Source organism: Orenia metallireducens (assembly GCF_003001995.1).
Taxonomy (GTDB): domain Bacteria; phylum Bacillota; class Halanaerobiia; order Halobacteroidales; family Halobacteroidaceae; genus Orenia; species Orenia metallireducens_B.
Map to the genome: position 1 here is coordinate 120,099 of NZ_PVNB01000005.1, position 21,420 is coordinate 141,518.

At 34.1% G+C, this 21,420-nt stretch carries 21 protein-coding genes; 9 read left to right on the plus strand and 12 right to left on the minus strand.

Annotated elements, in window-relative coordinates; all coding sequences use genetic code 11:
* Nucleotides 1-3: 3 nt before the first annotated feature.
* The 5 genes from BX659_RS05185 to BX659_RS05205 all read right to left on the minus strand — a co-directional run bounded on the left by BX659_RS05185 (nucleotide 4) and on the right by BX659_RS05205 (nucleotide 3,043).
* Nucleotides 4-684, minus strand: coding sequence for a flavodoxin family protein (locus tag BX659_RS05185; protein WP_097016754.1), 681 nt, complete (start codon nucleotides 682-684; stop codon nucleotides 4-6).
* A gap of 356 nt (nucleotides 685-1,040) precedes the next feature.
* Nucleotides 1,041-1,469 carry a MarR family winged helix-turn-helix transcriptional regulator gene (locus BX659_RS05190; protein WP_097016755.1) on the minus strand — a complete coding sequence of 143 codons (429 nt, stop codon included), beginning with the start codon at nucleotides 1,467-1,469 and terminating at the stop codon, nucleotides 1,041-1,043.
* A 195-nt stretch (nucleotides 1,470-1,664) separates the two neighbouring features.
* Nucleotides 1,665-2,006: a DUF3024 domain-containing protein gene (locus BX659_RS05195; protein ID WP_097016756.1), complete on the minus strand. Its 342-nt coding sequence runs from the start codon at nucleotides 2,004-2,006 to the stop codon at nucleotides 1,665-1,667.
* 13 nt (nucleotides 2,007-2,019) lie between these two features.
* Complete coding sequence (locus BX659_RS05200; protein WP_258176109.1) at nucleotides 2,020-2,322, minus strand: AzlD domain-containing protein; 303 nt, start codon at nucleotides 2,320-2,322, stop codon at nucleotides 2,020-2,022.
* Nucleotides 2,315-3,043, minus strand: coding sequence for an AzlC family ABC transporter permease (locus BX659_RS05205; protein ID WP_097016758.1), 729 nt, complete (start codon nucleotides 3,041-3,043; stop codon nucleotides 2,315-2,317). The genes BX659_RS05200 and BX659_RS05205 overlap by 8 nt, the downstream gene beginning before the upstream one ends.
* A gap of 391 nt (nucleotides 3,044-3,434) precedes the next feature.
* On the opposite strand from BX659_RS05205, the gene BX659_RS05210 reads away from it, so the two are divergent.
* The 6 genes from BX659_RS05210 to BX659_RS05235 all read left to right on the plus strand — a co-directional run bounded on the left by BX659_RS05210 (nucleotide 3,435) and on the right by BX659_RS05235 (nucleotide 9,827).
* Nucleotides 3,435-5,021, plus strand: a complete 1,587-nt coding sequence (locus BX659_RS05210; protein ID WP_097016759.1) for an ABC transporter substrate-binding protein — start codon at nucleotides 3,435-3,437, stop codon at nucleotides 5,019-5,021.
* Between the two features lie 119 nt (nucleotides 5,022-5,140).
* A complete protein-coding gene (locus BX659_RS05215; RefSeq protein ID WP_097016760.1) occupies nucleotides 5,141-6,079 on the plus strand; it encodes an ABC transporter permease in 939 nt (312 codons plus the stop codon).
* Nucleotides 6,080-6,090: 11 nt separating this feature from the next.
* Nucleotides 6,091-7,113, plus strand: a complete 1,023-nt coding sequence (locus tag BX659_RS05220) for an ABC transporter permease (RefSeq protein ID WP_253250663.1) — start codon at nucleotides 6,091-6,093, stop codon at nucleotides 7,111-7,113.
* 12 nt (nucleotides 7,114-7,125) lie between these two features.
* Complete coding sequence (locus BX659_RS05225; RefSeq protein ID WP_097016762.1) at nucleotides 7,126-8,124, plus strand: ABC transporter ATP-binding protein; 999 nt, start codon at nucleotides 7,126-7,128, stop codon at nucleotides 8,122-8,124.
* Entirely contained in the window at nucleotides 8,114-9,091 is a 978-nt protein-coding gene (locus tag BX659_RS05230) for an ABC transporter ATP-binding protein (RefSeq protein ID WP_097016763.1), read from the plus strand. Before BX659_RS05225 ends, BX659_RS05230 begins: the two co-directional genes overlap by 11 nt.
* 13 nt (nucleotides 9,092-9,104) lie before the next feature.
* Nucleotides 9,105-9,827, plus strand: coding sequence for a gamma-glutamyl-gamma-aminobutyrate hydrolase family protein (locus BX659_RS05235; RefSeq protein ID WP_097016764.1), 723 nt, complete (start codon nucleotides 9,105-9,107; stop codon nucleotides 9,825-9,827).
* 116 nt (nucleotides 9,828-9,943) lie between these two features.
* Here BX659_RS05235 and BX659_RS05240 read toward each other — a convergent pair whose 3' ends face one another.
* From BX659_RS05240 to BX659_RS05255, 4 genes are all read right to left on the minus strand, one after another.
* The gene (locus BX659_RS05240) at nucleotides 9,944-10,138 is read right to left on the minus strand and encodes a YwbE family protein (protein WP_097016765.1); all 195 of its coding nucleotides are present in this window, start codon (nucleotides 10,136-10,138) and stop codon (nucleotides 9,944-9,946) included.
* Between the two features lie 54 nt (nucleotides 10,139-10,192).
* Nucleotides 10,193-11,137, minus strand: coding sequence for a glycerophosphodiester phosphodiesterase family protein (locus tag BX659_RS05245; protein WP_097016766.1), 945 nt, complete (start codon nucleotides 11,135-11,137; stop codon nucleotides 10,193-10,195).
* A gap of 194 nt (nucleotides 11,138-11,331) precedes the next feature.
* Nucleotides 11,332-13,197, minus strand: coding sequence for an LTA synthase family protein (locus tag BX659_RS05250; RefSeq protein WP_097016767.1), 1,866 nt, complete (start codon nucleotides 13,195-13,197; stop codon nucleotides 11,332-11,334).
* A gap of 487 nt (nucleotides 13,198-13,684) precedes the next feature.
* The gene (locus BX659_RS05255; RefSeq protein WP_097016768.1) at nucleotides 13,685-13,945 is read right to left on the minus strand and encodes a stage V sporulation protein S; all 261 of its coding nucleotides are present in this window, start codon (nucleotides 13,943-13,945) and stop codon (nucleotides 13,685-13,687) included.
* Between the two features lie 294 nt (nucleotides 13,946-14,239).
* Here BX659_RS05255 and BX659_RS05260 point away from each other — a divergent pair, with 294 nt between their 5' ends.
* The 3 genes from BX659_RS05260 (at nucleotide 14,240) to BX659_RS05270 (ending at nucleotide 18,363) form a co-directional block, all read left to right on the plus strand.
* Nucleotides 14,240-15,820 (plus strand): ABC-F family ATP-binding cassette domain-containing protein, encoded by a 1,581-nt coding sequence (locus BX659_RS05260; RefSeq protein ID WP_097016769.1) that lies wholly within the window; start codon nucleotides 14,240-14,242, stop codon nucleotides 15,818-15,820.
* Nucleotides 15,821-16,424: 604 nt separating this feature from the next.
* Nucleotides 16,425-17,120 (plus strand): TrmB family transcriptional regulator, encoded by a 696-nt coding sequence (locus BX659_RS05265; RefSeq protein ID WP_258176113.1) that lies wholly within the window; start codon nucleotides 16,425-16,427, stop codon nucleotides 17,118-17,120.
* The gene (locus tag BX659_RS05270; RefSeq protein ID WP_097016771.1) at nucleotides 17,113-18,363 is read left to right on the plus strand and encodes a diaminopimelate decarboxylase; all 1,251 of its coding nucleotides are present in this window, start codon (nucleotides 17,113-17,115) and stop codon (nucleotides 18,361-18,363) included. The genes BX659_RS05265 and BX659_RS05270 overlap by 8 nt, the downstream gene beginning before the upstream one ends.
* A gap of 64 nt (nucleotides 18,364-18,427) precedes the next feature.
* On the opposite strand, the gene msrB is transcribed toward BX659_RS05270, so the two are convergent.
* The 3 genes from msrB to purN form a co-directional block, all read right to left on the minus strand.
* A complete protein-coding gene (gene msrB, locus BX659_RS05275; protein WP_253250665.1) occupies nucleotides 18,428-18,853 on the minus strand; it encodes a peptide-methionine (R)-S-oxide reductase MsrB in 426 nt (141 codons plus the stop codon).
* 203 nt (nucleotides 18,854-19,056) lie between these two features.
* On the minus strand, nucleotides 19,057-20,625 hold the full coding sequence (gene purH / locus BX659_RS05280; protein WP_097016773.1) for a bifunctional phosphoribosylaminoimidazolecarboxamide formyltransferase/IMP cyclohydrolase: 1,569 nt from the start codon (nucleotides 20,623-20,625) through the stop codon (nucleotides 19,057-19,059).
* A 120-nt stretch (nucleotides 20,626-20,745) separates the two neighbouring features.
* Nucleotides 20,746-21,357, minus strand: a complete 612-nt coding sequence (gene purN, locus BX659_RS05285; protein WP_097016774.1) for a phosphoribosylglycinamide formyltransferase — start codon at nucleotides 21,355-21,357, stop codon at nucleotides 20,746-20,748.
* Between the last annotated feature and the right edge of the window lie 63 nt (nucleotides 21,358-21,420).

A 21,420-nucleotide genomic window follows, 5' to 3' on the forward strand; every position in this document is an offset into this window, starting at 1 on the left:
TGCCTAGATTATCTCTTTATCTTTCCAAATATCTAAGACACCTTGATACTCATCTCTTCTTTTTAAAAATCTAGGCTTCCAAATCAATGGGAGTAAAAGTACTTTCGTGAAGATAAACTCAAAAATACTTCTACTTTTTCTCCCTTTAACTACCTGATAGAAACTTTCTACCTTCTTTTCTAATTTTGAAAGAAATTTTTTATCAGCAAAAGGATCTTCGTTAAATTTTAATCTCTTTAAAATACTACCACTTCTTATTGCACCAGAGACAAGAAAGAATTTCTTAATTGCATTAAGTGCTTTACTTCCTTCAGCTATCTCATATGTAGTAACTGAAAAACCATATTTATTGTAAAGGGATTGTTCTACAATAAAGTGTCCACGATCCCAAAAAGACTTTAGTCTCCCCGTCACATAACTTCCAAAGGTGGAACTTCCCATAATAATCCCATCAGCTCTTTTGATCTGTTCTGATAATTTTTCAATATCATCAGAAGTTATAGAACATTTTCCAGTTCTATAACAGACTCTACATCCAGTACAATACTCAAGTTGATAATCAACTAAATCATAATAATTGATCTCTACCTCATCTTTTTGAGTTAAAATCTCAGAAATTTTACCCAATATCTTTGCTGTTGCACCATCTTTTCTAGTACTTCCATTTACAATAGCTATTTTCATTACTCTTCCCTTTCTTAAAGTAAACTGTTTTTGTAATTAACTAACTCACCCTATTAACATGTTTATTAGATTGATATTTTTAATAGGGAAACTTGGACATCACTAATATCTATTAATGATTATATTGGGACAGTTTAGTAATTAGTGACGAGTAACAGGTAACGAGTAAAAACCTCCTCTCTTCACTTGTTACACATCACTCGTTACTGTCATAATATCTACCTAATATATTAATTTCCAAATATCACAAAACTTTAAAACATAATTTTAATTAGTTAATTAAGTGAACTAACTTTATAGACAAAATATATAGGTTAACCTATATATTTCTCCATAAAATAATTATATATACATATCTATTTTCCTCCTGAAATAATCTTCTCAGAAAGTTCAATAAAGCTATCTACTTCATCTTCACTCAAAGAATCCATTACATGATCAACAAAATTTAGATAACCCTGCTGGTAGGCATAAGAAATCTTCTCCCCTTCTTTAGTAAGGTGGATAAAATAAACACGCCTATCTTTCACAGACCGGCTCTTATATACTATATCTTGAGAGATTAATTTATTGATAATAGCCGTTACTGCCGGCTTACTTAAATCTAATGCTTCAGCCAATTCAGTATATGTAGGATTTTTGAGCTTATCTATCACATTTATATACTCAAAAAATTTTAAAGAAAGATCTCCACCCTTTGTTCCTTTGAACTCATTTTGTTTAAATTTCATTAGTATAGTTGCTAAACCTTCTGTTACTTTTAATATTTTATTTCCTTTATCCATAGCTTTGACTAAAACTCCTTTTGAATATAGTTAATTTAGTTAACTAATTGTATTATAATTAAGAATATTAAAGGTGTCAATGATAATATCAATAAAAATCTAAATTAATCTTATCAATTAATTGAATATAAGCTCAGGTAAAAAAGACTAACCACTGAAATCTGGTTAGCCCTCAAAATCAATATTTACTTTTTACTATCCCCAAAATATACAAAGGGGGTCTTTCTCTACTTCCTCTAACAGAACTTCAAAGTTAGAATTTGGCTTTACATCTTCATATCTATACCATCTTCCTGTATGCCTCCACCAATATAGCGACCACTTATTATCATCTTGGTTATATCTAAATTGAGCAATATTTGTTTTTATCCATTCCTCACCTTGATAGCTTTTTCGCTCCTCAAATAAAGTTACACTATTACCTCTTATCCCATATCCTAACTTAATTTTATTTCTAACATGCATTGGGATACGATTCTCACAATAATCCCCTAATAGTTTCTCTACCCTTCTTCTTATCAATTCATTTAATACCACTATAATCCCCCTCTCAAAAAGATAAATTTAAAATATAAACCACTAATATAGTTCCACCTACCACAATAATCATATTCTGCTTCTTTATAATCAAAACAGTAGCACATATTCCTCCTAAGACTGCTGTAAGGATAGATTCTGTTGAATATAGTATCTCTGGAAATAAGAGTGCTCCTAAGGCTGCATAGGGTATATATTCTAAAAAAGAACGTAAAAATTTTGATGGTTCTTTACCTCTATATAATAACAAAGGAATAACCCTTGCTAAATAAGTTACTACTCCAGTAAGTAAGATCATAACAATTGCTCTATTCATCATTATCTTCTTCCTCCATCGGTAAAAAGATTGCCCCCATTAGAGATGCAAACATGATAGTAATAATTATTCTCCAATTTCCAATAAAATCATTTAAAGCTGGAATCCAATAAATAATCGAGCTAATAAGCATTGCTAACCCTGCTACTATCGCTATCTTCAACGAGTTGATAATAGGAGGAACCAGTAGCCCTAAAAACATGATATAGATTGCAATTCCAATACTATTTATAATAGATGCTGGCAATATATCTGCTATCATCACTCCAGTTAATGTTCCTAAAACCCAGCCACTATAAGAGATAAGCTGTGCTCCAAAGGTAAAGGATGTCTCTAACTTCTCTTTGGTCATAGAGACGACAAAGACCTCATCGGTAACCCCAAAAGCTAATAAGGGCTTCTCTTTATCAGATAATACGCCCTTTAATTTATTGGCAAAGCAGAAGGACATCAGTAGATATCTGGCATTGATCATAAAGGTAGTTAAGACAATATTTCCAATTCCAATCCCTTGAGCCAACATCTTGACTCCAATAAATTGGGTTGCACCAGTAAAGTTAGTCAGTGACATCAAGACTGCTAAAAAGCCAGGTAATCCTGTCGCTTTGGCAATCAAACCAAAGGTAAGGGATATGGGGAAATACCCCATAAAGATTGGTATCCCTGCTTTAATTCCATCTTTAAATTCTTCTTTATCCTCTAAATAAATACTCTGTTCCATTCTCTACCTCCTTACTAAATATCTTTACATTATATAATATTATTAGGATATTTTTCAACTAGAAGTCACTCTATACCAGCTCATATAATCTGAAAGATGAGTTTAATCTAATTATAAATCTAACTAAATCTAGCATTTGACATAATAAATAGTAATATATATAATTAACACTAAATTAACATAATTATAATTTCTTTATTTAACTTACATTAAATTAGCACTAACTATAGCTATTAGTCTATAAGTCTTTAATTACTTATTTATCTTTAAATTAGTCTTATTTTATGGCTAATTATCTTTTTTCATCTTCAGATATAACCTTTTAATTTGATAAATTTAGCAATTTAAATTAAAATGTAGGAAAGATAACATTTTTAAGGAGGAGAGAGAATTGAGAAAAAAACTAACATTAGTATTAGTTACTCTATTAGCATTATTTCTGTTGGTAGGATGTTCAACTCAACAAGAAGCAGCAGTTCAAAAAGAAGGTCAAACAAGTCAGAATAATACAGAAACTCTTAAGATAGGAATTGCCAAAGAGCCAGCAAATCTAAACCCTGTACTAATCTCTGGGCTTTATGGAGAAAGCTTAGCTGGTAATATCTTTGACACTCTGGTCTCTTTTAAAGAAAACTCAGCAAAAGCTAGTCCTGCTTTAGCTGAAAGTTGGGAAATTAACAAAGCTGGAACAGAGTATACCTTTTATTTAAGAAAGGGAGTTAACTTTCATAATGGTGATAAGTTAACTGCCGATGATGTTAAATTTACTCTAGAGGCCATTATGAATCCAGAGAATGCATCACCAAGTAAAGAATTCTTTGAACCTGTTAAAATGATAGAAGTTATAGATGATTATACTGTTAAAATCACTTTGAAGAATCCATATTCACCCTTTATGATGGCACTAGGTAATCCTACTGCTGGAATTATACCTAAAAAGGTCGTTGAAAAGATTGGGATGGATGAATTTGATCGTAATCCAATTGGAACAGGTCCTTTCAAATTTGCAGAATGGATTCCTGATGACCATATTAAATTAGTTAAGAATAAAGACTATTTTCTAGCTGAACCAAACTTAGATGAAGTAATCTATCGACCGATCCCTAAAGCTGAAGTTATGGCAGCAGAGATCCAAGCTGGGGGAATTGATATAGCAAGTGATCTACTACCACAAGATATCAAGAAATTATCTCAAGATGATTCCTTAGTAGTCAAGACTGTATCAGGTTTATCTTTAAAATATGTTGGATTTTCAGCTCAGATAAAGCCATTCTCAGATGTGAGATTTAGAAAAGCAGTCTATTATGCTGTCCCAATTGATGATGTAGTACAAGGAATCTTTGGAGACACTGGAGATAGAGCTTATTCTTGGATTCCACCTTCAGTCTTTCCTGATGACAACGAGTATATGAAAGCACATGCTCTTAAGCAGAATGAAGATAAAGCTAAAGAGTTATTTGCTCAACTAAAGGCAGAGGGAATTTTAAAGGATGGATTTGAATTCTCTATCTATTCACCACAAGATCCTTATCGAAAGAAAGTAGCTACAGCAATTGCTACCGAGCTTAAAAGTTATGGTCTCAATGCCAAAGTAGAGGCATTAGAATGGGGAACTTTATTACCGCTCTTAAAGAAGGGAAAAGCAGGAATCTATATTATGGGATGGGGTTCTGTTCCTGACCCAGATAGATGGACATATAAGATCTTCCATACAGGATCAGCAATGAACTTCTCCAAATATAGTAATAAAGTAGTAGATCAAGCCTTAGAACAAGGAAGAAGACTAGTAGGTAGTGACAAGAGAGGAACAGAATATAAGAAAGCTATGAGAAAAGCCTTAGTCAAAGATTATATTCACATTCCATTAGCCTTTACTAATGTCACAACAGTAATGAATAAGAATGTTGAAGGTTTTGAACCTTCTCCACAAGGATACTTCCACCTAGTAACTGATAAAAGAAATGTAACAATCAAATAGATTAAAGTAATAATTAGTCAAGGGTGATAAAATAAAAGACCTGTAAAAACTGGTGGTAAGTAACTATTAATAGTTGCTTACCACTTAATTACTCATGCTAATTAAAGGAGATGCAAATTATGCTTAACTATATTCTCAGAAGATTACTAATCTTAATTCCTATACTGATCTTTATTTCTCTATTTATCTTTGTAATTATAAAATTAACCCCTGGAGACCCTGCCCTTGTCCTGTTAGGGGAGCGGGCTACTGAGCAAGCCCTTAACCAGACACGGATAAAATATGGCTTAGACCAACCTTTACATATTCAGTATTTTAAAATGATGGAAAATTTCTTTAAAGGAGATCTAAAATCTATCAATTATAAGCAGAATGTCATCTCTGTGATAATTAATAGATTACCTGCAACCTTAGAATTGGGAGCAGCAGCTTTAGTTATTGCTATAATAGTCTCAATCCCTGCTGGCATCATCTCAGCTATCAAGAGAAATTCTGTGTTTGATTATATCTCGATGTCAATAGCTTTATTAGGGATCTCAATTCCAGTCTTTTATACAGGAATAATCTTGATGTATATCTTTGCAGTAAAGTTAAATTGGCTCCCTGCTTCAGGCTATGGGGGTCACATCTGGACAACAGAAGGATTTAAATACTTTATTCTCCCAGCAATCTCCCTCTCCTTTGTATTGATGGCATCTACAACTAGATTGACCCGCTCCTCTATCTTAGAGGTAATTCAAGAGGATTATATCCGTACTGCAAGAGCAAAGGGAGTTAAAGAAAAATCAGTCATACTGATTCATGCTTTCAAAAATGCCTTGGTTCCTATAGTAACTAATATCGGTAATCAGGTCGCTGGAATCTTTGCCGGTGCAGTCTTAACAGAGACAGTCTTTGCCTGGCCAGGAGTAGGCAGATTAGCAGTCAATGCTATCTTTAGGCGTGATGAACCTTTAGTCTTTGGCTGTGTAATCTTCCTATCGGCAGTATATGTAATTGTTAATCTGATAGTGGACTTAGTCTATACACTAATAAATCCGCAGATCACATATGATTAGAGGTGAACAGAGTGATTTCAAAATACTTAATCGTTTTATTAGGCTTCAATCTCCTAACCTTAATCTTTAGTTTATCTAAGGCAACAAATAACCAGGATAATCTAATCTCTTATCTAATCTTTGCATTACTTACTTTAGCTTTAGGATTTTTGATAAATAAGGTTAGAAAAACCAATCAAACAGATTCTAATATACAAACAACTAGTAATTTAACTTGGAAAAAATTAAAGAGGAACAAGAATGCCGTCTTTGGCTTAATCATTATAATTATTTTGGTTTATATCTCTATCTTGGCTCCTTTTATAATGCCCCATGATCCTTTAGAGATGAACTGGGGAAAAACCATCCAAAAACCAAGTCTAGAACATTGGTTTGGCACCGATGAGTTTGGTAGAGATATCTTCTCACGAGCAATTTATGGCGTTAGGATTGCCCTTGGAATTGGATTATTAGCCGTAGTTTTAAATACATTATTAGGAACCTTTCTAGGATTAATTGCAGGCTATTATGGGGGCAGAGTCGATAATTTAATTATGAGAGCAATCGAGATGTGGAACTCAATTCCTTTTATCCTGATGGCAATTGCTTTAATAGCGGCCTTGGGAACAGGTCTGCTTAACTTGATACTGGTCGTTAGTATTACTGGAATTATGCAATTTGCTAGAGTAATTAGAAGTTCAGTCTTAGGACTTAAAAAGGCTGATTATGTTTTAGCAGCTAAGGTTATGGGAATTCCCGATAGACAGATCATAATCAGACATATTCTCCCTAACTGTATTGCACCAATTATTGTACTAGCTACACTAAGAATTGGAGAGATGATCTTAACCATTGCTGGTCTATCATTTTTAGGGCTAGGGATTCAACCACCTATGCCAGCCTTAGGATCAATGCTCTCTTCTGGACAGCAATATATTTCAGAAAATCTAATGATGTCTATTGTTCCTGGAACGATGATCTTATTGATAGTTTTTGCTTTTAATCTGTTAGGAGATGGCTTAAGAGATGCACTTGACTCTAAACTTTCCAATTAAGAGGTGGATAGCATGGAAAAAGATATAATTTTGGAGATAAATAATTTAAAGACCTACTTTGATACCGATAATGGAATAGTAAAGGCCTGTGATGGAGTCAGCTATCAACTCAATCAAGGAAAAACTCTGGCTGTTGTAGGTGAATCAGGCTCTGGAAAATCGGTAACTGCCCTATCAATCTTAAAGTTAATCCCTTCACCACCGGGTAAAATTGTAGATGGTGAGATTAATTTTAAAGGAATAAATCTATTGAAGATATCTAAAGAAGAGATGGAGAAGATCAGAGGAAATGAGATTGCAATGATCTTCCAAGAACCGATGACCTCGTTAAACCCTGCTCTAACTATCGGTTATCAGATTAGAGAAGCCTTGTTATTACATCAGAGTATCTCTAAAAAAGAGGCTAATCAAAGAGCTATTGAACTGTTAAACCTGGTCGGTATCCCTTCCCCAGACCAGAGAGTCTCTGAATATCCCCATCAGATCAGTGGAGGAATGAGACAGAGGGTGATGATTGCTATAGCACTTGCTTGTAACCCTAAGCTTTTAATTGCCGATGAACCAACTACTGCTTTAGATGTTACAATTCAAGCTCAAATTCTACGCTTAATTAAAAGGCTTCAGCAAGAATTAGAAATGTCGGTGATTATGATTACCCATGATTTAGGAGTAGTAGCCGAAGTAGCCGATACAGTGGCAGTGATGTATGCTGGTAAGATTGTAGAGTATGGGTTAGTAGATGACATCTTTTATGACTCTAAACACCCTTACCTAAAAGGATTAAAAAAGTCTATTCCCCGCTTAGATATTGAACAAGAAGTGCTACATACTATTAAAGGAGTAGTACCCAGCTCTTCGGACTTACCTGCTGGTTGCAAGTTTGAACCACGCTGCTCTTATTCTTTAGAAATCTGTAAATTTAAAGAGCCTAAAAGAACTTATTTTAATGATACTCATTATACTTGCTGTTGGCTGTACCAGAAGGATGGTGAAAATTTAAATGGAGAGTAAAGCAATTTTGGAGGTTAGAGATTTAGAAGTATACTTCCCAATTAAGAAAGGGCTTTTAAAGAAGAAGGTCGGCGAGGTCAAGGCAGTAGATGGACTGAGCTTCACCTTAAAAAGAGGTGAAACCTTAGGATTAGTAGGTGAATCTGGTTGTGGAAAGACAACTACTGGTAAAGCGATTGTAAAACTTATTGAAGCAACTGGTGGAGAAATCTATTATGATGGCAGAGAGATTTTGAATATGAGCCCAAGGGAGTTTAAAGCTATTCGCCCTAAGCTACAGATGATCTTTCAAGACCCCTTCTCTTCTTTAAATCCACGGATGACCGTTGGTGATATCATTGCAGAACCAATTAAATTTCACCGCCCCCAAGAGAATATACAAGAATTAGTGGAACATTATCTGGAACTGACCGGTTTAAAGAAAGAACAACTAAGTAGATATCCCCATGAATTCTCTGGTGGACAGCGCCAACGGATAGGTATCGCTAGAGCTTTGGCTTTGAATCCAGAGGTAATTATTGCTGATGAACCCGTTTCTGCTTTAGATGTCTCGATTCAAGCTAAAATTATTAATTTAATGAAGAGATTACAGGAGGAGTTAGGGATAGCTTATCTATTTATTGCCCATGATCTGTCGATAGTCAAGCATATCTCCGATTACATCGCAGTAATGTACTTAGGTAATATTGTAGAGCTTAGTCCTGCTAAAGAGCTTTATCAAAATCCTGCTCATCCTTATACCAAAGCTCTAATCTCTAGTATTCCTATTCCTGACCCTAGAAAGAAGAAAGATGAGATAATACTTAAAGGAGAGATCCCTTCACCACTGGATGCGCCTAGCGGATGTAAGTTTGCAACTAGATGCCCTTATGCTACTACTAAATGTAATAATCAGAGACCAAAAATGGAAGTCATCAGCAACAATCATCAAGTCGCTTGCCATCACTGGAAGAAAATCAATAGCTAAAGGAGAAATCAAAATGGAGAAACCAATTATAGGAATTACTACCTTTTGCAAAAAAGAACCTAAAAAAACATATTGTTCAGCAAGTTATAACTATATAACTGCAATTGGTAATGCCGGTGGAATTCCAATGCTGATTCCATTGCTAGGAAAGAAGGATTCTATCAGTAGATATATTGATAATATAGATGCTTTAGTCTTAAGCGGTGGAGAGGATATCTCACCTTTATTATATGGTGAAAATCCAACTAAGACGATTAAAATGATCAACCCTCGCAGAGATAAATGGGAGCTAGAGCTTTTTAATGAGGCACATAGACGTAATATGCCAATCTTAGGTATCTGTCGAGGGATTCAGCTGATTAATATTGCAGCAGGTGGTAATTTATATCAGGATATTAGTGTACAGTGTAAAGAAGCCTTGGGTCATATGCCTATAGAAACTGAGGTGCATCATCTCTTCCACTCTATTAATATTGAAAAGGAGAGTAAATTATTTGATATCTTCAAATCTACTAAGATCGATATCAACTCTTATCACCATCAAGCAGTCAAAGATTTAGCTGCTGGCTTTAAAGTTACTGCTAGATCTGAGGAAGGAATTATAGAAGCTATTGAATCTATTGACAAGAAGTTTGTCATTGGGGTTCAGTGGCATCCAGAGGATTTGATCAGGCATCATCCCCATTTTATGGAGCTATTTAAGGCAATTGTGCAAGCAGCTAAAGATGATGATTAAAAATTTTTATTCTTGAGATTAAAAAAAGAAGACTATTATCTTAAATAATAGCCTTCAAATCATTATACATAACTACACTACTTATTCTTCTCTAATCCCTAATGGAATCTTAAACTTTAACTATGAATAGCTTGTACCCTACCAACTTTACCACTCTCTAAGCGTACCTTGATTCCATGGGGATGGGTAGGAGAATTAGTCAGAATATCCTTAACAACCCCTTCTGTCAATTTTCCTGAACTCTGATCTTTCTTTAATACGATTGAAACCTTTAATCCTGCTTTGATATCTTTTCTATTTTTGCCATTCATTTAAACCACTCCTTGATTTCTTTATTATAGATTAGATTATTTTAATAACTAGATTCACTCCTCCAAAATATCTTCTATCTCTGATAGTTTAGGAAGTCTATTCAAAAATTCTAAGACTGCTTCTGGTCTATCGGTGATATAGCCACTGGACTGAAAATAAGCCAGTATTTTTAATTGCCATAATTGATTGATAGTATATGGAAGCACAAATAACCCTCTATCATGGGCAGCCGCAATATACCAAGGCCAGTTCATAAAACCTTTAGTACCTAAGCCCTGGGCTAGTCCTTCTGCTTTCTCTAACCAGCTCTTCCAACCTCTTCTACTGATCATATTATCTGTAATCAGTAGCAAGCGAGGCACTTTTGGAGCTAGCTCTCTAAATTTTTTCAGACTATCTACTTCAAAGGAGAAGAAGATAGTCTTAGCAAAGTCTTTTTTATCATCTCTTTTAGAAATTTCTTCTTTATTGTTAGTGGGATTTAACCATCCTTCTTCAGATAAAATAGCAACTATCTCCTCTTCAATACCAGGATATTTCTGAGGATTTTTAGTCTCTAAAACCAACCCAGGTGTATATTCCCCACCTTTTGCAATATCTATCAAGTCCTTTAAAGTAATAATATCTATATCTAATTGCTTTAACTGGGTATAAGTAAAGCTACCTACCTCTTCATCCTGTCTCTTTGGAAAAACCTCTGATGCATTAGAAACACGCTTGAGATTTGGGTCATGAAATACTATGATCTTACCATCTTTAGTCCGCTGTAAATCTGCTTCTAAATAATCTGCTCCTTGATCTCTAGCTTTAATAAAAGCAAGAGCACTGGATTCAGGAGCTATTGCTGAAGCACCTCGATGAGCAATTACAGCTGGATAAGGCATTCCTAGCTGAGCTGCTATCTCCTCCCCCTCTAAAGATGGATTGATAATATAATAAGCACCATAAAATAAAACAATAAGTAAGATAATAGAACCTATTATAATAACTAATTTCACAAAAATACCTCCTAATTGAAATATTATTTTAAAATTAATTATTAACTATAGATGTTCTTCTACTGTTGTTATCAAAGTCTAACATTACATATAGAGTTATGATATTGCGACACCTTTACTTTAGTGAGCTGTTGACTGACAACTGGCACAAAAGTATCGCAATATGTCCATTGAGTTAAAGTTTAAAATACTATCTACTCTTGAGTATCTATTCTCCTTTTTAGCATTATTGCCTTCATATAATCAATAATCTGCAAAATCCTATTCTTATCTTTCTTAGTTAATTCCACCCCCTCTTTTGTTGTCCCTTTAAGATGACCCACCTTTTCTAGCCCTTCAAGCCCCTTTATAAAGAGGTGATCTTTATATAAAACTTGCGGTAGCTCATGGATAAAAGGAACTGGCTTTTGCTCTCCTTTGAGCAGAGAAGAACCGATAAATTCCCTAGGTTTCTGCTCTATACCCATCATATCTAAAATAGTTGGAGCTATATCAGTTGTTGTAGCAGTCTTCTTAATCACATCTGCTTGCACAGCTGGATATTTAATTATAAGAGGAATGTGTTCAGGCTGATTGATATTTTCATCAGCTACAAACTCTTCACTAGAGGTATATTCCTTCTCATCAATTCCTGCTTGATGGTCAGCATATATGATAAAGAGGGTATTCTCTGCTAATCCCCTCTGTTGCAGCTGATCAAAAAACATCTCTAAGGATTTATCTAAAAAAGAGACTGATTGAAAATAATCATATACTATTGGATTATCAATATCACTATACTCCTTTTGAATCTCACTTTCTGGATAAAAGGTGAAAGGAGTATGAGTGCTTACTGTTATCATATACGCAAAAAAGGGTCGATCAGCTTGCTCTAAATAATCCAAGGATTGATTAAAGAAATCATAATCATTGATTCCTAAGTAGGATTCCTCTAAGTCCATTATTCTATCTTTACTTGAAAAGTCTTCTCTACTATAAAATCTATCAAAGCCTAAGCTAGGAAAGGCCTTGTAGCGATGAAAGAACTTTTTATTATTACCATGAAAGGCTAAGGTCTGATACCCTCTCTTCTTTAACAACTTAACTATAGAATCAAACTTGCTCATATCATCTTCTCTGAAAGAATAATTTCTATTCACTGGATAAAGAGAGGTTAAAAAAGCAAAATCAGCATCAAAACTACCATTTACATGTTGAGAATAAAAATTTTCAGCATAGAGACTCTCACTTTTAAGCTGATTTAAGAAAGGCGTCAACTCCCGATTATTATGCCTATAATCAATTATCTTCTCATCTAAGGATTCTAGTTGTATTACAATTATATTACTATTTTTATCTATTAGGCTTTTATCATCTAGTCTATCTTCTTCAATAGGAGTAGAGACCTCTTTATTAGCTATATTCAGATAAGCTGCATAAGTAGAGGTATGAAACTCATACAGATATAAGGAAGCTAACCCATAGACATTGACAAAGCCTGCACTACTTCTACTATATAGCTCAGCTGGACTATGATTTCCTAGTAATAAATTAACTGTGAAGATTTGAAAGATTAATAATAAGATTATAACTATAGTTCCCCTCTTTATCCTGCTTTTAGTAAATAACGCTACTATATTCCCTTTACTTTTAGTATCTCTAGCTTTAAATGTCAAAATAACTAATAAGATAATATCAATAACAAAGAAAATATCCCATACTTTAAAAATATGTCTAAATAATACCACAGGTGAGCCTACACCTTCACTGGTAGTCACATCAATAAAGCTTAAGTAATCACCAAAATGTCTGTTATACCAAAGATTACCCATAAATAAGGTAGTAAATAATATTGATACCACTAGTAAGGAAGCTCTACCTTTCTTCGCCTTAGCTAAGGGAGCTAAAAGATAACCGGTCAAAAATGTAAAGAATATATTTTTAAGGACAATTCCAGTGATAGCAGGAACATTGAAGATAAGTAATAACATATAATTATATTTAAACAAAAATCCAATCATAAAAACAATCATAAAATACTTCTGCTTTTTTGTTAAATTTAACTCTTTAAGCTGCAACACCTTTCTCCCTCCTTTACTCTACAAAATCAAAAGATCATATCTAAAGTCAACTAATAACTATTCCTGATATAATTGCATTATATCTAAGTTCTTGGCTTTAATCAAACGTAATCACTATTTATAGTTCTTATTTAACAGGATTAGGATAAAATATATAGAATAAATTTGTATTATGAAAAAATAATCGATAATAAATACAAGATTTTCCTTGACACAGGAGATTAATGATATTATAATATCGATAATAATAATCATTACTATAAGATTATGAGTTTATAAGGATGCAATGGGAATGGATGCAAACTACACTTATTTTGCAACTGCTTTATTCTTAATGAACAGAAGAAATAATGATGATGACAATTAAGCTCAAAATAAAAGGACTTGGAAAATTCCAAGTCCTTTACTAATTTTATTGAGATAATTCTGATTGCTTTGGAATTCAATCAGAGTATCTTTTTTATATTATTGTTAAGAAGTTACTAGCTTACTTATGCTCTACAATTAACTTAATAGCTGTTCTTTCCACTCCATCAATTTTAATATCTATAAAGGCTGGTATACAAATAAGGTCAACTCCACTGGGAGCAAGATATCCTCTAGCAATTGCAACAGCTTTGATCCCCTGATTGACAGCACCTGCTCCAATAGCCTGCAACTCAGCACGACCACTTTCTCTTAAAACACCTGCAAGTGCACCCGCAACTTTATTAGGACTTGATGTTGATGCTACCTTTAATATTCCCATCTTACTACCCCCTTGTATTTATTCGACTCTTATCTATATATATTAACCAGAATCTGGTTAATACCTTTATTTCAATAAAATATTTCAATTCTATTTGATTATTGGCAAAAGATATCAAAATTAGTAAATGATATAGTTATTCAACTTTAAATGATAAGAGCTAGCATTGCTAATATAATTGACTTATAGCTAACTTCTCTAGAACTATTAGAGAACTATCTAGAACTTATATTATTATTTACTAATTTGTGTTATAATTGAAGAATAAAATTTTAATTTAAAAGGAGCAAGCTTATGATTACAGTTAATAATGTTAGTGTTCAATTCAGTTCAAGTAAATTATTCAGTGATGTCAATCTAAAATTTACCCCAGGTAATTGTTATGGGGTTATTGGTGCTAATGGTGCTGGTAAATCTACTTTTTTAAAAGTATTATCTGGTGAGATCGATACTACTACAGGAGATATAATTATTCCCCCTAAAAAGAGAATCTCAGTATTAAAGCAAGATCATTATCAATATGATGAATATCAAGTCTTAGAGACTGTTATAATGGGCAATGAAAAATTATATGAGATTATGAAAGAAAAGGATGCTATCTATGCTAAGGCCGACTTTAGTGATGAAGATGGAGTAAAGGCTTCTGAGCTAGAAGCAGAATTTGCAGAGTTAAATGGATGGAATGCTGAACCAGAAGCTGCTCAACTTTTGCAGGGGCTTGGAATCAAGGTAGACTTACACACTTTAAAGATGAAGGATTTAGATGGTGGAGATAAGGTCAAGGTCTTACTGGCTCAAGCTTTATTTGGTGAACCAGATATACTACTATTGGATGAGCCTACTAACCATTTAGATATTGCTTCAGTTAATTGGCTTGAAGAATTCTTGCTTAACTTCCCAAATATAGTGATTGTAGTCTCCCATGATAGACATTTTTTAAATACTGTCTGTACTCATATTGTCGATATTGACTTCAAGAAGATCAAACTATATGTAGGAAATTATGACTTCTGGTATGAATCCAGTAAGCTGATGCAACAGTTAACTAAGAAGGAAAATCAGAAGAAAGAAGCCAAGGTTAAAGAACTACAAGAGTTTATCGCTCGCTTCTCAGCTAATAAATCAAAATCAAAACAGGCTACTTCTCGCAGAAAGTTATTAGAGAAGATATCTATCGAAGAGATGCCTGCCTCTTCAAGAAAGTATCCTTTTGTAGGCTTTAAAGCTGATCGAGAGGTTGGTAATGAGGTACTTTATGTTGAAAACCTTTCTAAAACTATTGAAGGAGAGAAGATCCTTGATAATATTACCTTTAGGATAAATAGAGAGGATAAGGTTGTCTTTTTAGGTGAGAATGAGCTTGCTATTAGTACTTTATTTGAGATCTTAGCAGGAGAGCTGGAAGCTGATAGTGGTACAGTTCAATGGGGTGTCACTACCTCACAATCATACTTCCCTAAGGATAACTCCCAATACTTTAATGATTGTAATTTAAGTCTAATCAAGTGGTTAGCTCAATTTTCTGATGATAAGACAGAGAACTTCTTGCGTAGCTTCTTAGGAAGAATGCTATTTAGTGGAGAAGATGCTTTAAAGCCAGCCAATGTCTTATCTGGAGGGGAGAAAGTCCGTTGTATGCTTTCTAAGATGATGCTATCAGGTGCTAATGTTTTATTACTTGATCAGCCTACTAGCCATTTAGATCTTGAGTCAATTACAGCTTTGAATAATGGATTGATTGATTTTAAAGGAAATGTTTTATTTACAGCTCATGACCATCAGTTTATTGAAACTATCGCTAATAGAGTGATTGAGATTAAAGATGACGGTTTAGTGGATAAAATGATGAGTTTTGATCAGTATATTAGTCAATAATAGGTAAAGGACTTGGGCTTCCAAGTCCTTTTTCTATTGCGATAATTTATCTTTTGAATGATAGCTTATTTTGGATTTGTTATAAAGAATTGTACTTAACCTAGTTTAGATTTCGTCTAAGGGCGAGTTACGTTTTCAGCCCAAGACTACTTCCTGCGGGTGTCCTTGATGAAAAAGTAAGTAAACCTACGGGTTCATTCTTAGAACCCTTCGTGATAAATCCAATCAAGAAAAAAATTTAACTCACTACGCAATCAATATCTATTAATTTTAAGAAATATAGTACTTCTAATTCAACAATTCTACTATAACTATTATTCCTTGAGAATACTTGTTTCGTTCAAACAGGAATTTTTTTCGCCTTTAAATACAATAACTATATCATTATATATTGATGTAAAAATAATATCCATTACAAGTTTTAAGTCCCTTATTCAATAACCCCTTCAACAATCTCTATTAACCAAAACTACCCCCCTCACACCCTAAATTCCTATTGACATAATTCAACAAATGTTATATAGTGTTCTTATAAAGAAACACTAAAAATATTAATCAAACAATTGATATCCAATTTAGTAGTTAGGAGGTTTTTTCTATAGATATACAAGAGTCACTTACATACTTTAACCTTACAAGACAAGAAGCAACTATCTATATAACATTATCTATCAATGGTGCTATGACAGGTTATGAGGTAGCTAAAGAGACAGGAATCTCACGTTCCAATGTATATACCAATCTAGCCAGTCTAGTGGAAAAGGGGGCTGCTTATCTAATTGAAGAGAAGGCAAAGAAATATACCCCTATACCTATTGATGAGTTCTGTAATAATAAGATTAGGCAGATGAAAGAGTTAAAGGTTAAATTGATAGAAAACATGCCCAAACGTCAAGCAGAAGACAATGGCTATATCACTGTACAGGGCAAAATAAATATCTTAGATAAGATAAAAAATATGATTAGCCAAGCCAAGGAACGCATTTATATATCTATATCTAATGAAACTATGGAGACAATACTGCCCTATTTAAAAGAATCTATCTCCAAAGGGCTTAAAGTGGTGATAATAAGTGAAAGACCATTTAAGCTTGAAGGTGCAGTGATTTATTATGCCAAAAGAGAAGAATATCAAATTAGGCTTATTGTCGATTCAACTAAGGTATTAACAGGAGAAATCATAGATGAGAATAACTCTACCTGTTTATATTCAAAAAAGCAGAATCTAGTAAATTTATTTAAAGAGTCATTAAAAAATGAAATCAAACTAATAGAATTAACTAATAGGAAGGATGATTGAAGTGAAAAAACCCTTTGTAAATTTAGAACAATTAAAAGAGATAACTCAAGAGTACCCTACTCCTTTTCACCTATATGATGAGAAAGGTATTAGAGAAAATGCACGTAAATTAAACGAAGCATTTGCTTGGAATGAAGGATTTAAAGAGTACTTTGCTGTAAAAGCTACACCAAATCCAACAATCTTAAAGATATTACAAGAAGAGGGTTGTGGGGTAGACTGCTCTTCACTTACTGAGCTGATGATGTCTGAGCAAGTTGGTTTTAGTGGTGACGATATCATGTTCTCCTCAAATGTTACACCTAGAGAGGACTTTGAATTGGCAAGCAAGTTAGATGCTATTATCAACCTTGATGATATTACCCATATTGACTTTTTAGAAGAAGTTACTGGTGAGATTCCAGAGACTATTAGCTGTCGCTATAATCCAGGAAACAACTTCAAAAGTGATAATGATATCATGGACAACCCTGCTGAAGCAAAGTATGGATTTACTTATGAGCAATTAGTAGAAGGATTTAACAAGCTACAAGAGAAAGGGGCTAAACACTTTGGGATTCATGCCTTTTTAGCTAGTAATACTGTAGCTAATGAATACTATCCTGCTCTTGCTAAAATCCTATTTGAGACAGCTGTTAAATTAAACAAAGAAACTGGTGCCCATATCTCCTTTATCAATCTATCAGGTGGTGTTGGTATCCCTTATCGTCCTGAAGAAGAGCCAGCTGATATCTTGGCTATCGGTGAAGGAGTTCGTAAAGCCTATGAAGAGATACTTGTGCCAGCTGGAATGGATGATGTAGCTATCTGTACTGAATTAGGTAGATTTATGTTAGGACCTTACGGTCATCTTGTTGCTACTGCAATCCATGAAAAGAATATTCACAAAAATTATATTGGATTAGACGCTTGTGCTGCTAATTTAATGCGTCCTGCTATGTATGGAGCTTATCATCATATCACAGTAATGGGTAAAGAGAATCAACCTCATGACCACAAGTATGATGTGACAGGTGGATTATGTGAAAATAACGATAAATTTGCGATAGATCGGATGCTACCAAAGATTAATAAAGGTGATTTAGTAGTAATCCATGATACTGGTGCCCATGGCTTTGCAATGGGGTATAACTATAATGGTAAATTGCGTTCTGCAGAGGTTCTTCTAAAAGAAGATGGATCAACTGAATTGATACGTAGAGCAGAAACACCTGCTGATTATTTTGCAACATTGGATATATAAATCTATTCTATTGATTAAAATAAGTTAAAGGAGGCCGGATAGGCCTCCTTTAATTTATATATCTTTATTCAAATTCCTCCAAGAACTCTTCATATCCCTCTTTTTCTAATTTATCTTTAGGAATAAATCTTAAAGCAGCTGAATTAAGACAATACCTTAGTCCTGTTGGCTCTGGACCATCTTCAAAGACATGACCCAAATGGGAGTCTCCCTCCTTGCTTCGCACCTCTATTCTAGTAGAAGACAGCTTATGATCCTCTTTCTCTACAATATTATTAGCAATTAGAGGTTTAGTAAAGCTAGGCCAACCACTTCCCGATTTAAACTTATCTTTGGAACTAAATAAAGGTTCTCCTGAGACTACATCTACATAAATTCCTTCATCATAGTTATCCCAATATTCATTTTTAAAAGGAGCTTCTGTACCCTCCTCTTGAGTAACTTTATATTGTATATCGGTCAACTTCTTTTTAAGATCTTGTTTAGACACTTCCTTTACCTCCTCTTTAATTTTTTAATAAATAATGACCTGTAAATTTAAAATCAACTATATCGTTAATATTATCATAGCGTAAATAGATTATTATTTCAAACCAAGGCATCTATAGAAGAAAGAAAAGGATCATTACAATATAATTGTAATGATCCTCTTTAGAGATTAGTATATTCACTTTTATTTCTATTTATATGCTTTTAATGCTTAAAGTGTCTTCTACCTGTAAATACCATTGCAATTCCATGCTCATTACAAGCTTCAATTACTTTCTCGTCTCTGATAGAACCACCTGGTTGAATTACAGCTTTGATTCCCTTCTTAGCAGCTTCTTCGATAGCATCTGGGAATGGGAAGAAAGCATCTGAGGCTACTACTCCACCCTCTTGGCGTCCGTCAGCCTTCATTCCAGCGATAATCATAGAGTCGACACGGCTCATCTGACCAGCTCCTACACCTACTACCATCTCATCCTTTGCCATCACAATTGCATTAGACTTAACATGCTTGACTACCTTCCAAGCAAATAATAAATCCTTTAGCTGCTCTTCAGTTGGCTTAACCTCAGTTACTACTTCTAATTCATCTGCAGTAGTTTCAACCACATCTCTATCTTGAACTAATAATCCACCAGTTACCTTCTTCATATCATATCCTGGTTCCTCACGATTGATAAATAAGTCACCAGTCTCTAAGATTCGTAGATTCTTCCATCTAGCTTTAAGAAGCTCTAAAGCCTCATCAGTATAACCAGGAGCAATTACAACCTCTACAAACTTACCTTCTCCTGCAATCCCCTTAGCTACATCCTCTGTTACCTCACGATTAAGAGCTACGATACTACCATAAGCAGATAATGGGTCTCCTTCATAACCTTTCTCGTAGGCTTCTAATAAAGTATCTCCAACTCCCATACCACAAGGGTTAGCATGCTTGATGACTGCAACAGCAGGCTTATCAGTAAACTCTTTGACTAACTCCAAAGCACCATTAGTATCATTGATGTTATTAAAGGATAATTCTTTACCATGATGCTGCTTAGCTGTAGTGATTGAAGGCTCATTAAGGTCTTTCTCCTTATAAAAAGCAGCCTTTTGATGTGGATTCTCTCCATATCTTAAATCACTAATCTTCTCATATCTATCTAACATAACCTCTGGCAATCCTGCATCATCTTTTAACTGCTTAGCCAAATAATCTTGGATTAAATGATCATATTGTGCTGTATGATGGAAGGCCTTATAGGATAGCTCCATCTTTCTGTCAACAGCTAAAGCAGTATCATTAGCTTCTAATTCTTCTAAGATTCCAGTATAATCACTTGGGTCAACAACTACTGCTACATCATTGAAGTTCTTAGCAGCAGAACGAATCATAGTAGGTCCACCGATATCGATATTCTCAATAGCTTCCTCTAAAGTAACACCTTCCTTAGCAATAGTCTCAGCAAAAGGATAAAGGTTACAAATAATCAAATCAATTGGCTTAATTCCTTCAGCCTTAATCTGCTTCATATGCTCTTCATTATCTCTAACTGCTAAGATACCACCATGTACCGCAGGGTGTAAAGTCTTAACCCTTCCATCCATCATCTCTGGGAAGTTAGTCACCTCACTGATTCCTATTACAGGTAACCCCTCTTCCTTTAGCTTTCTAGCAGTTCCACCAGTAGAGATTAAAGTAACACCTAACTTATGTAGTCCTTTGGCAAACTCAACAATTCCCTCTTTGTTAGAAACACTCAACAATGCTTGACGAATCTTAGCCATTAATTCTCACTCCCCCTTTAGATTAATTAATAGTTAATAATGAACAGTTAAAACCATAATAAAACAAAATTACTTTTATTATCAATGCTAATTTGATATATTATAGAATAATTCTATTATTTATTCTCTATTCTTTATTTTTACTTTCCCATCCTTAACTTCCACTCTACCTTCACTAAATAATCTAATCGCTTCAGGGTAGATTCGATGCTCTTCTACTAAAATTCTTTTAGCCAAAGTCTCCTCTGTATCATCATCCTTGACAGGTACTGCTGCCTGTAGGATAATTGGACCTGTATCCATCCCTTCATCAGCAAAATGAACGGTACAGCCAGCTAGCTTGACACCATAATCTAAGGCCTGCTTTTGAGCATGTAAACCTGTAAATGATGGTAATAAAGAAGGATGGATATTCATCACTCTATTTCGATAGTATCTCACAAAATAAGGGCTCAATATTCTCATAAATCCTGCCATTACTACTAACTCTACTCCATACTTCTTAAGTACATCTATCATTGCCTGTTCAAAGTTCTCTTTACTCTCATAAGCTTTAGGATTAATGTATTTATTAGCTATACCATACTTAGCTGCTCTATCCAAAGCCTTAGCTCCTTCTTTATCACTAATAACTACCTTAATCTCAGCCTGCAGCTCTCCTGCTTCTATACTATCTATAATTGATTGTAAGTTACTTCCCCGTCCTGAAGCCAATACTCCAATCTTTAACATCTACTCCACCTCAATCTTTACAATGTGGGTGCTTAGTGTCAGTGTGAGTTTAGATAATAATTT

What these genes read in the sequence shown, in the direction of transcription:
- BX659_RS05205 (WP_097016758.1), bottom strand. Translation starts at nt 3,043, where the DNA reads ATGGAACAGAGTATTTATTTAGAGGATAAAGAAGAATTTAAAGATGGA.
- BX659_RS05270 (WP_097016771.1), top strand. Translation starts at nt 17,113, where the DNA reads ATGATTGAAGTGAAAAAACCCTTTGTAAATTTAGAACAATTAAAAGAG.
- BX659_RS05190 (WP_097016755.1), bottom strand. Translation starts at nt 1,469, where the DNA reads ATGGATAAAGGAAATAAAATATTAAAAGTAACAGAAGGTTTAGCAACT.
- BX659_RS05230 (WP_097016763.1), top strand. Translation starts at nt 8,114, where the DNA reads ATGGAGAGTAAAGCAATTTTGGAGGTTAGAGATTTAGAAGTATACTTC.
- BX659_RS05200 (WP_258176109.1), bottom strand. Translation starts at nt 2,322, where the DNA reads ATGAATAGAGCAATTGTTATGATCTTACTTACTGGAGTAGTAACTTAT.
- purH (WP_097016773.1), bottom strand. Translation starts at nt 20,625, where the DNA reads ATGGCTAAGATTCGTCAAGCATTGTTGAGTGTTTCTAACAAAGAGGGA.
- BX659_RS05185 (WP_097016754.1), bottom strand. Translation starts at nt 684, where the DNA reads ATGAAAATAGCTATTGTAAATGGAAGTACTAGAAAAGATGGTGCAACA.
- BX659_RS05215 (WP_097016760.1), top strand. Translation starts at nt 5,141, where the DNA reads ATGCTTAACTATATTCTCAGAAGATTACTAATCTTAATTCCTATACTG.
- purN (WP_097016774.1), bottom strand. Translation starts at nt 21,357, where the DNA reads ATGTTAAAGATTGGAGTATTGGCTTCAGGACGGGGAAGTAACTTACAA.
- BX659_RS05255 (WP_097016768.1), bottom strand. Translation starts at nt 13,945, where the DNA reads ATGGGAATATTAAAGGTAGCATCAACATCAAGTCCTAATAAAGTTGCG.
- BX659_RS05240 (WP_097016765.1), bottom strand. Translation starts at nt 10,138, where the DNA reads ATGAATGGCAAAAATAGAAAAGATATCAAAGCAGGATTAAAGGTTTCA.
- BX659_RS05235 (WP_097016764.1), top strand. Translation starts at nt 9,105, where the DNA reads ATGGAGAAACCAATTATAGGAATTACTACCTTTTGCAAAAAAGAACCT.
- BX659_RS05225 (WP_097016762.1), top strand. Translation starts at nt 7,126, where the DNA reads ATGGAAAAAGATATAATTTTGGAGATAAATAATTTAAAGACCTACTTT.
- BX659_RS05260 (WP_097016769.1), top strand. Translation starts at nt 14,240, where the DNA reads ATGATTACAGTTAATAATGTTAGTGTTCAATTCAGTTCAAGTAAATTA.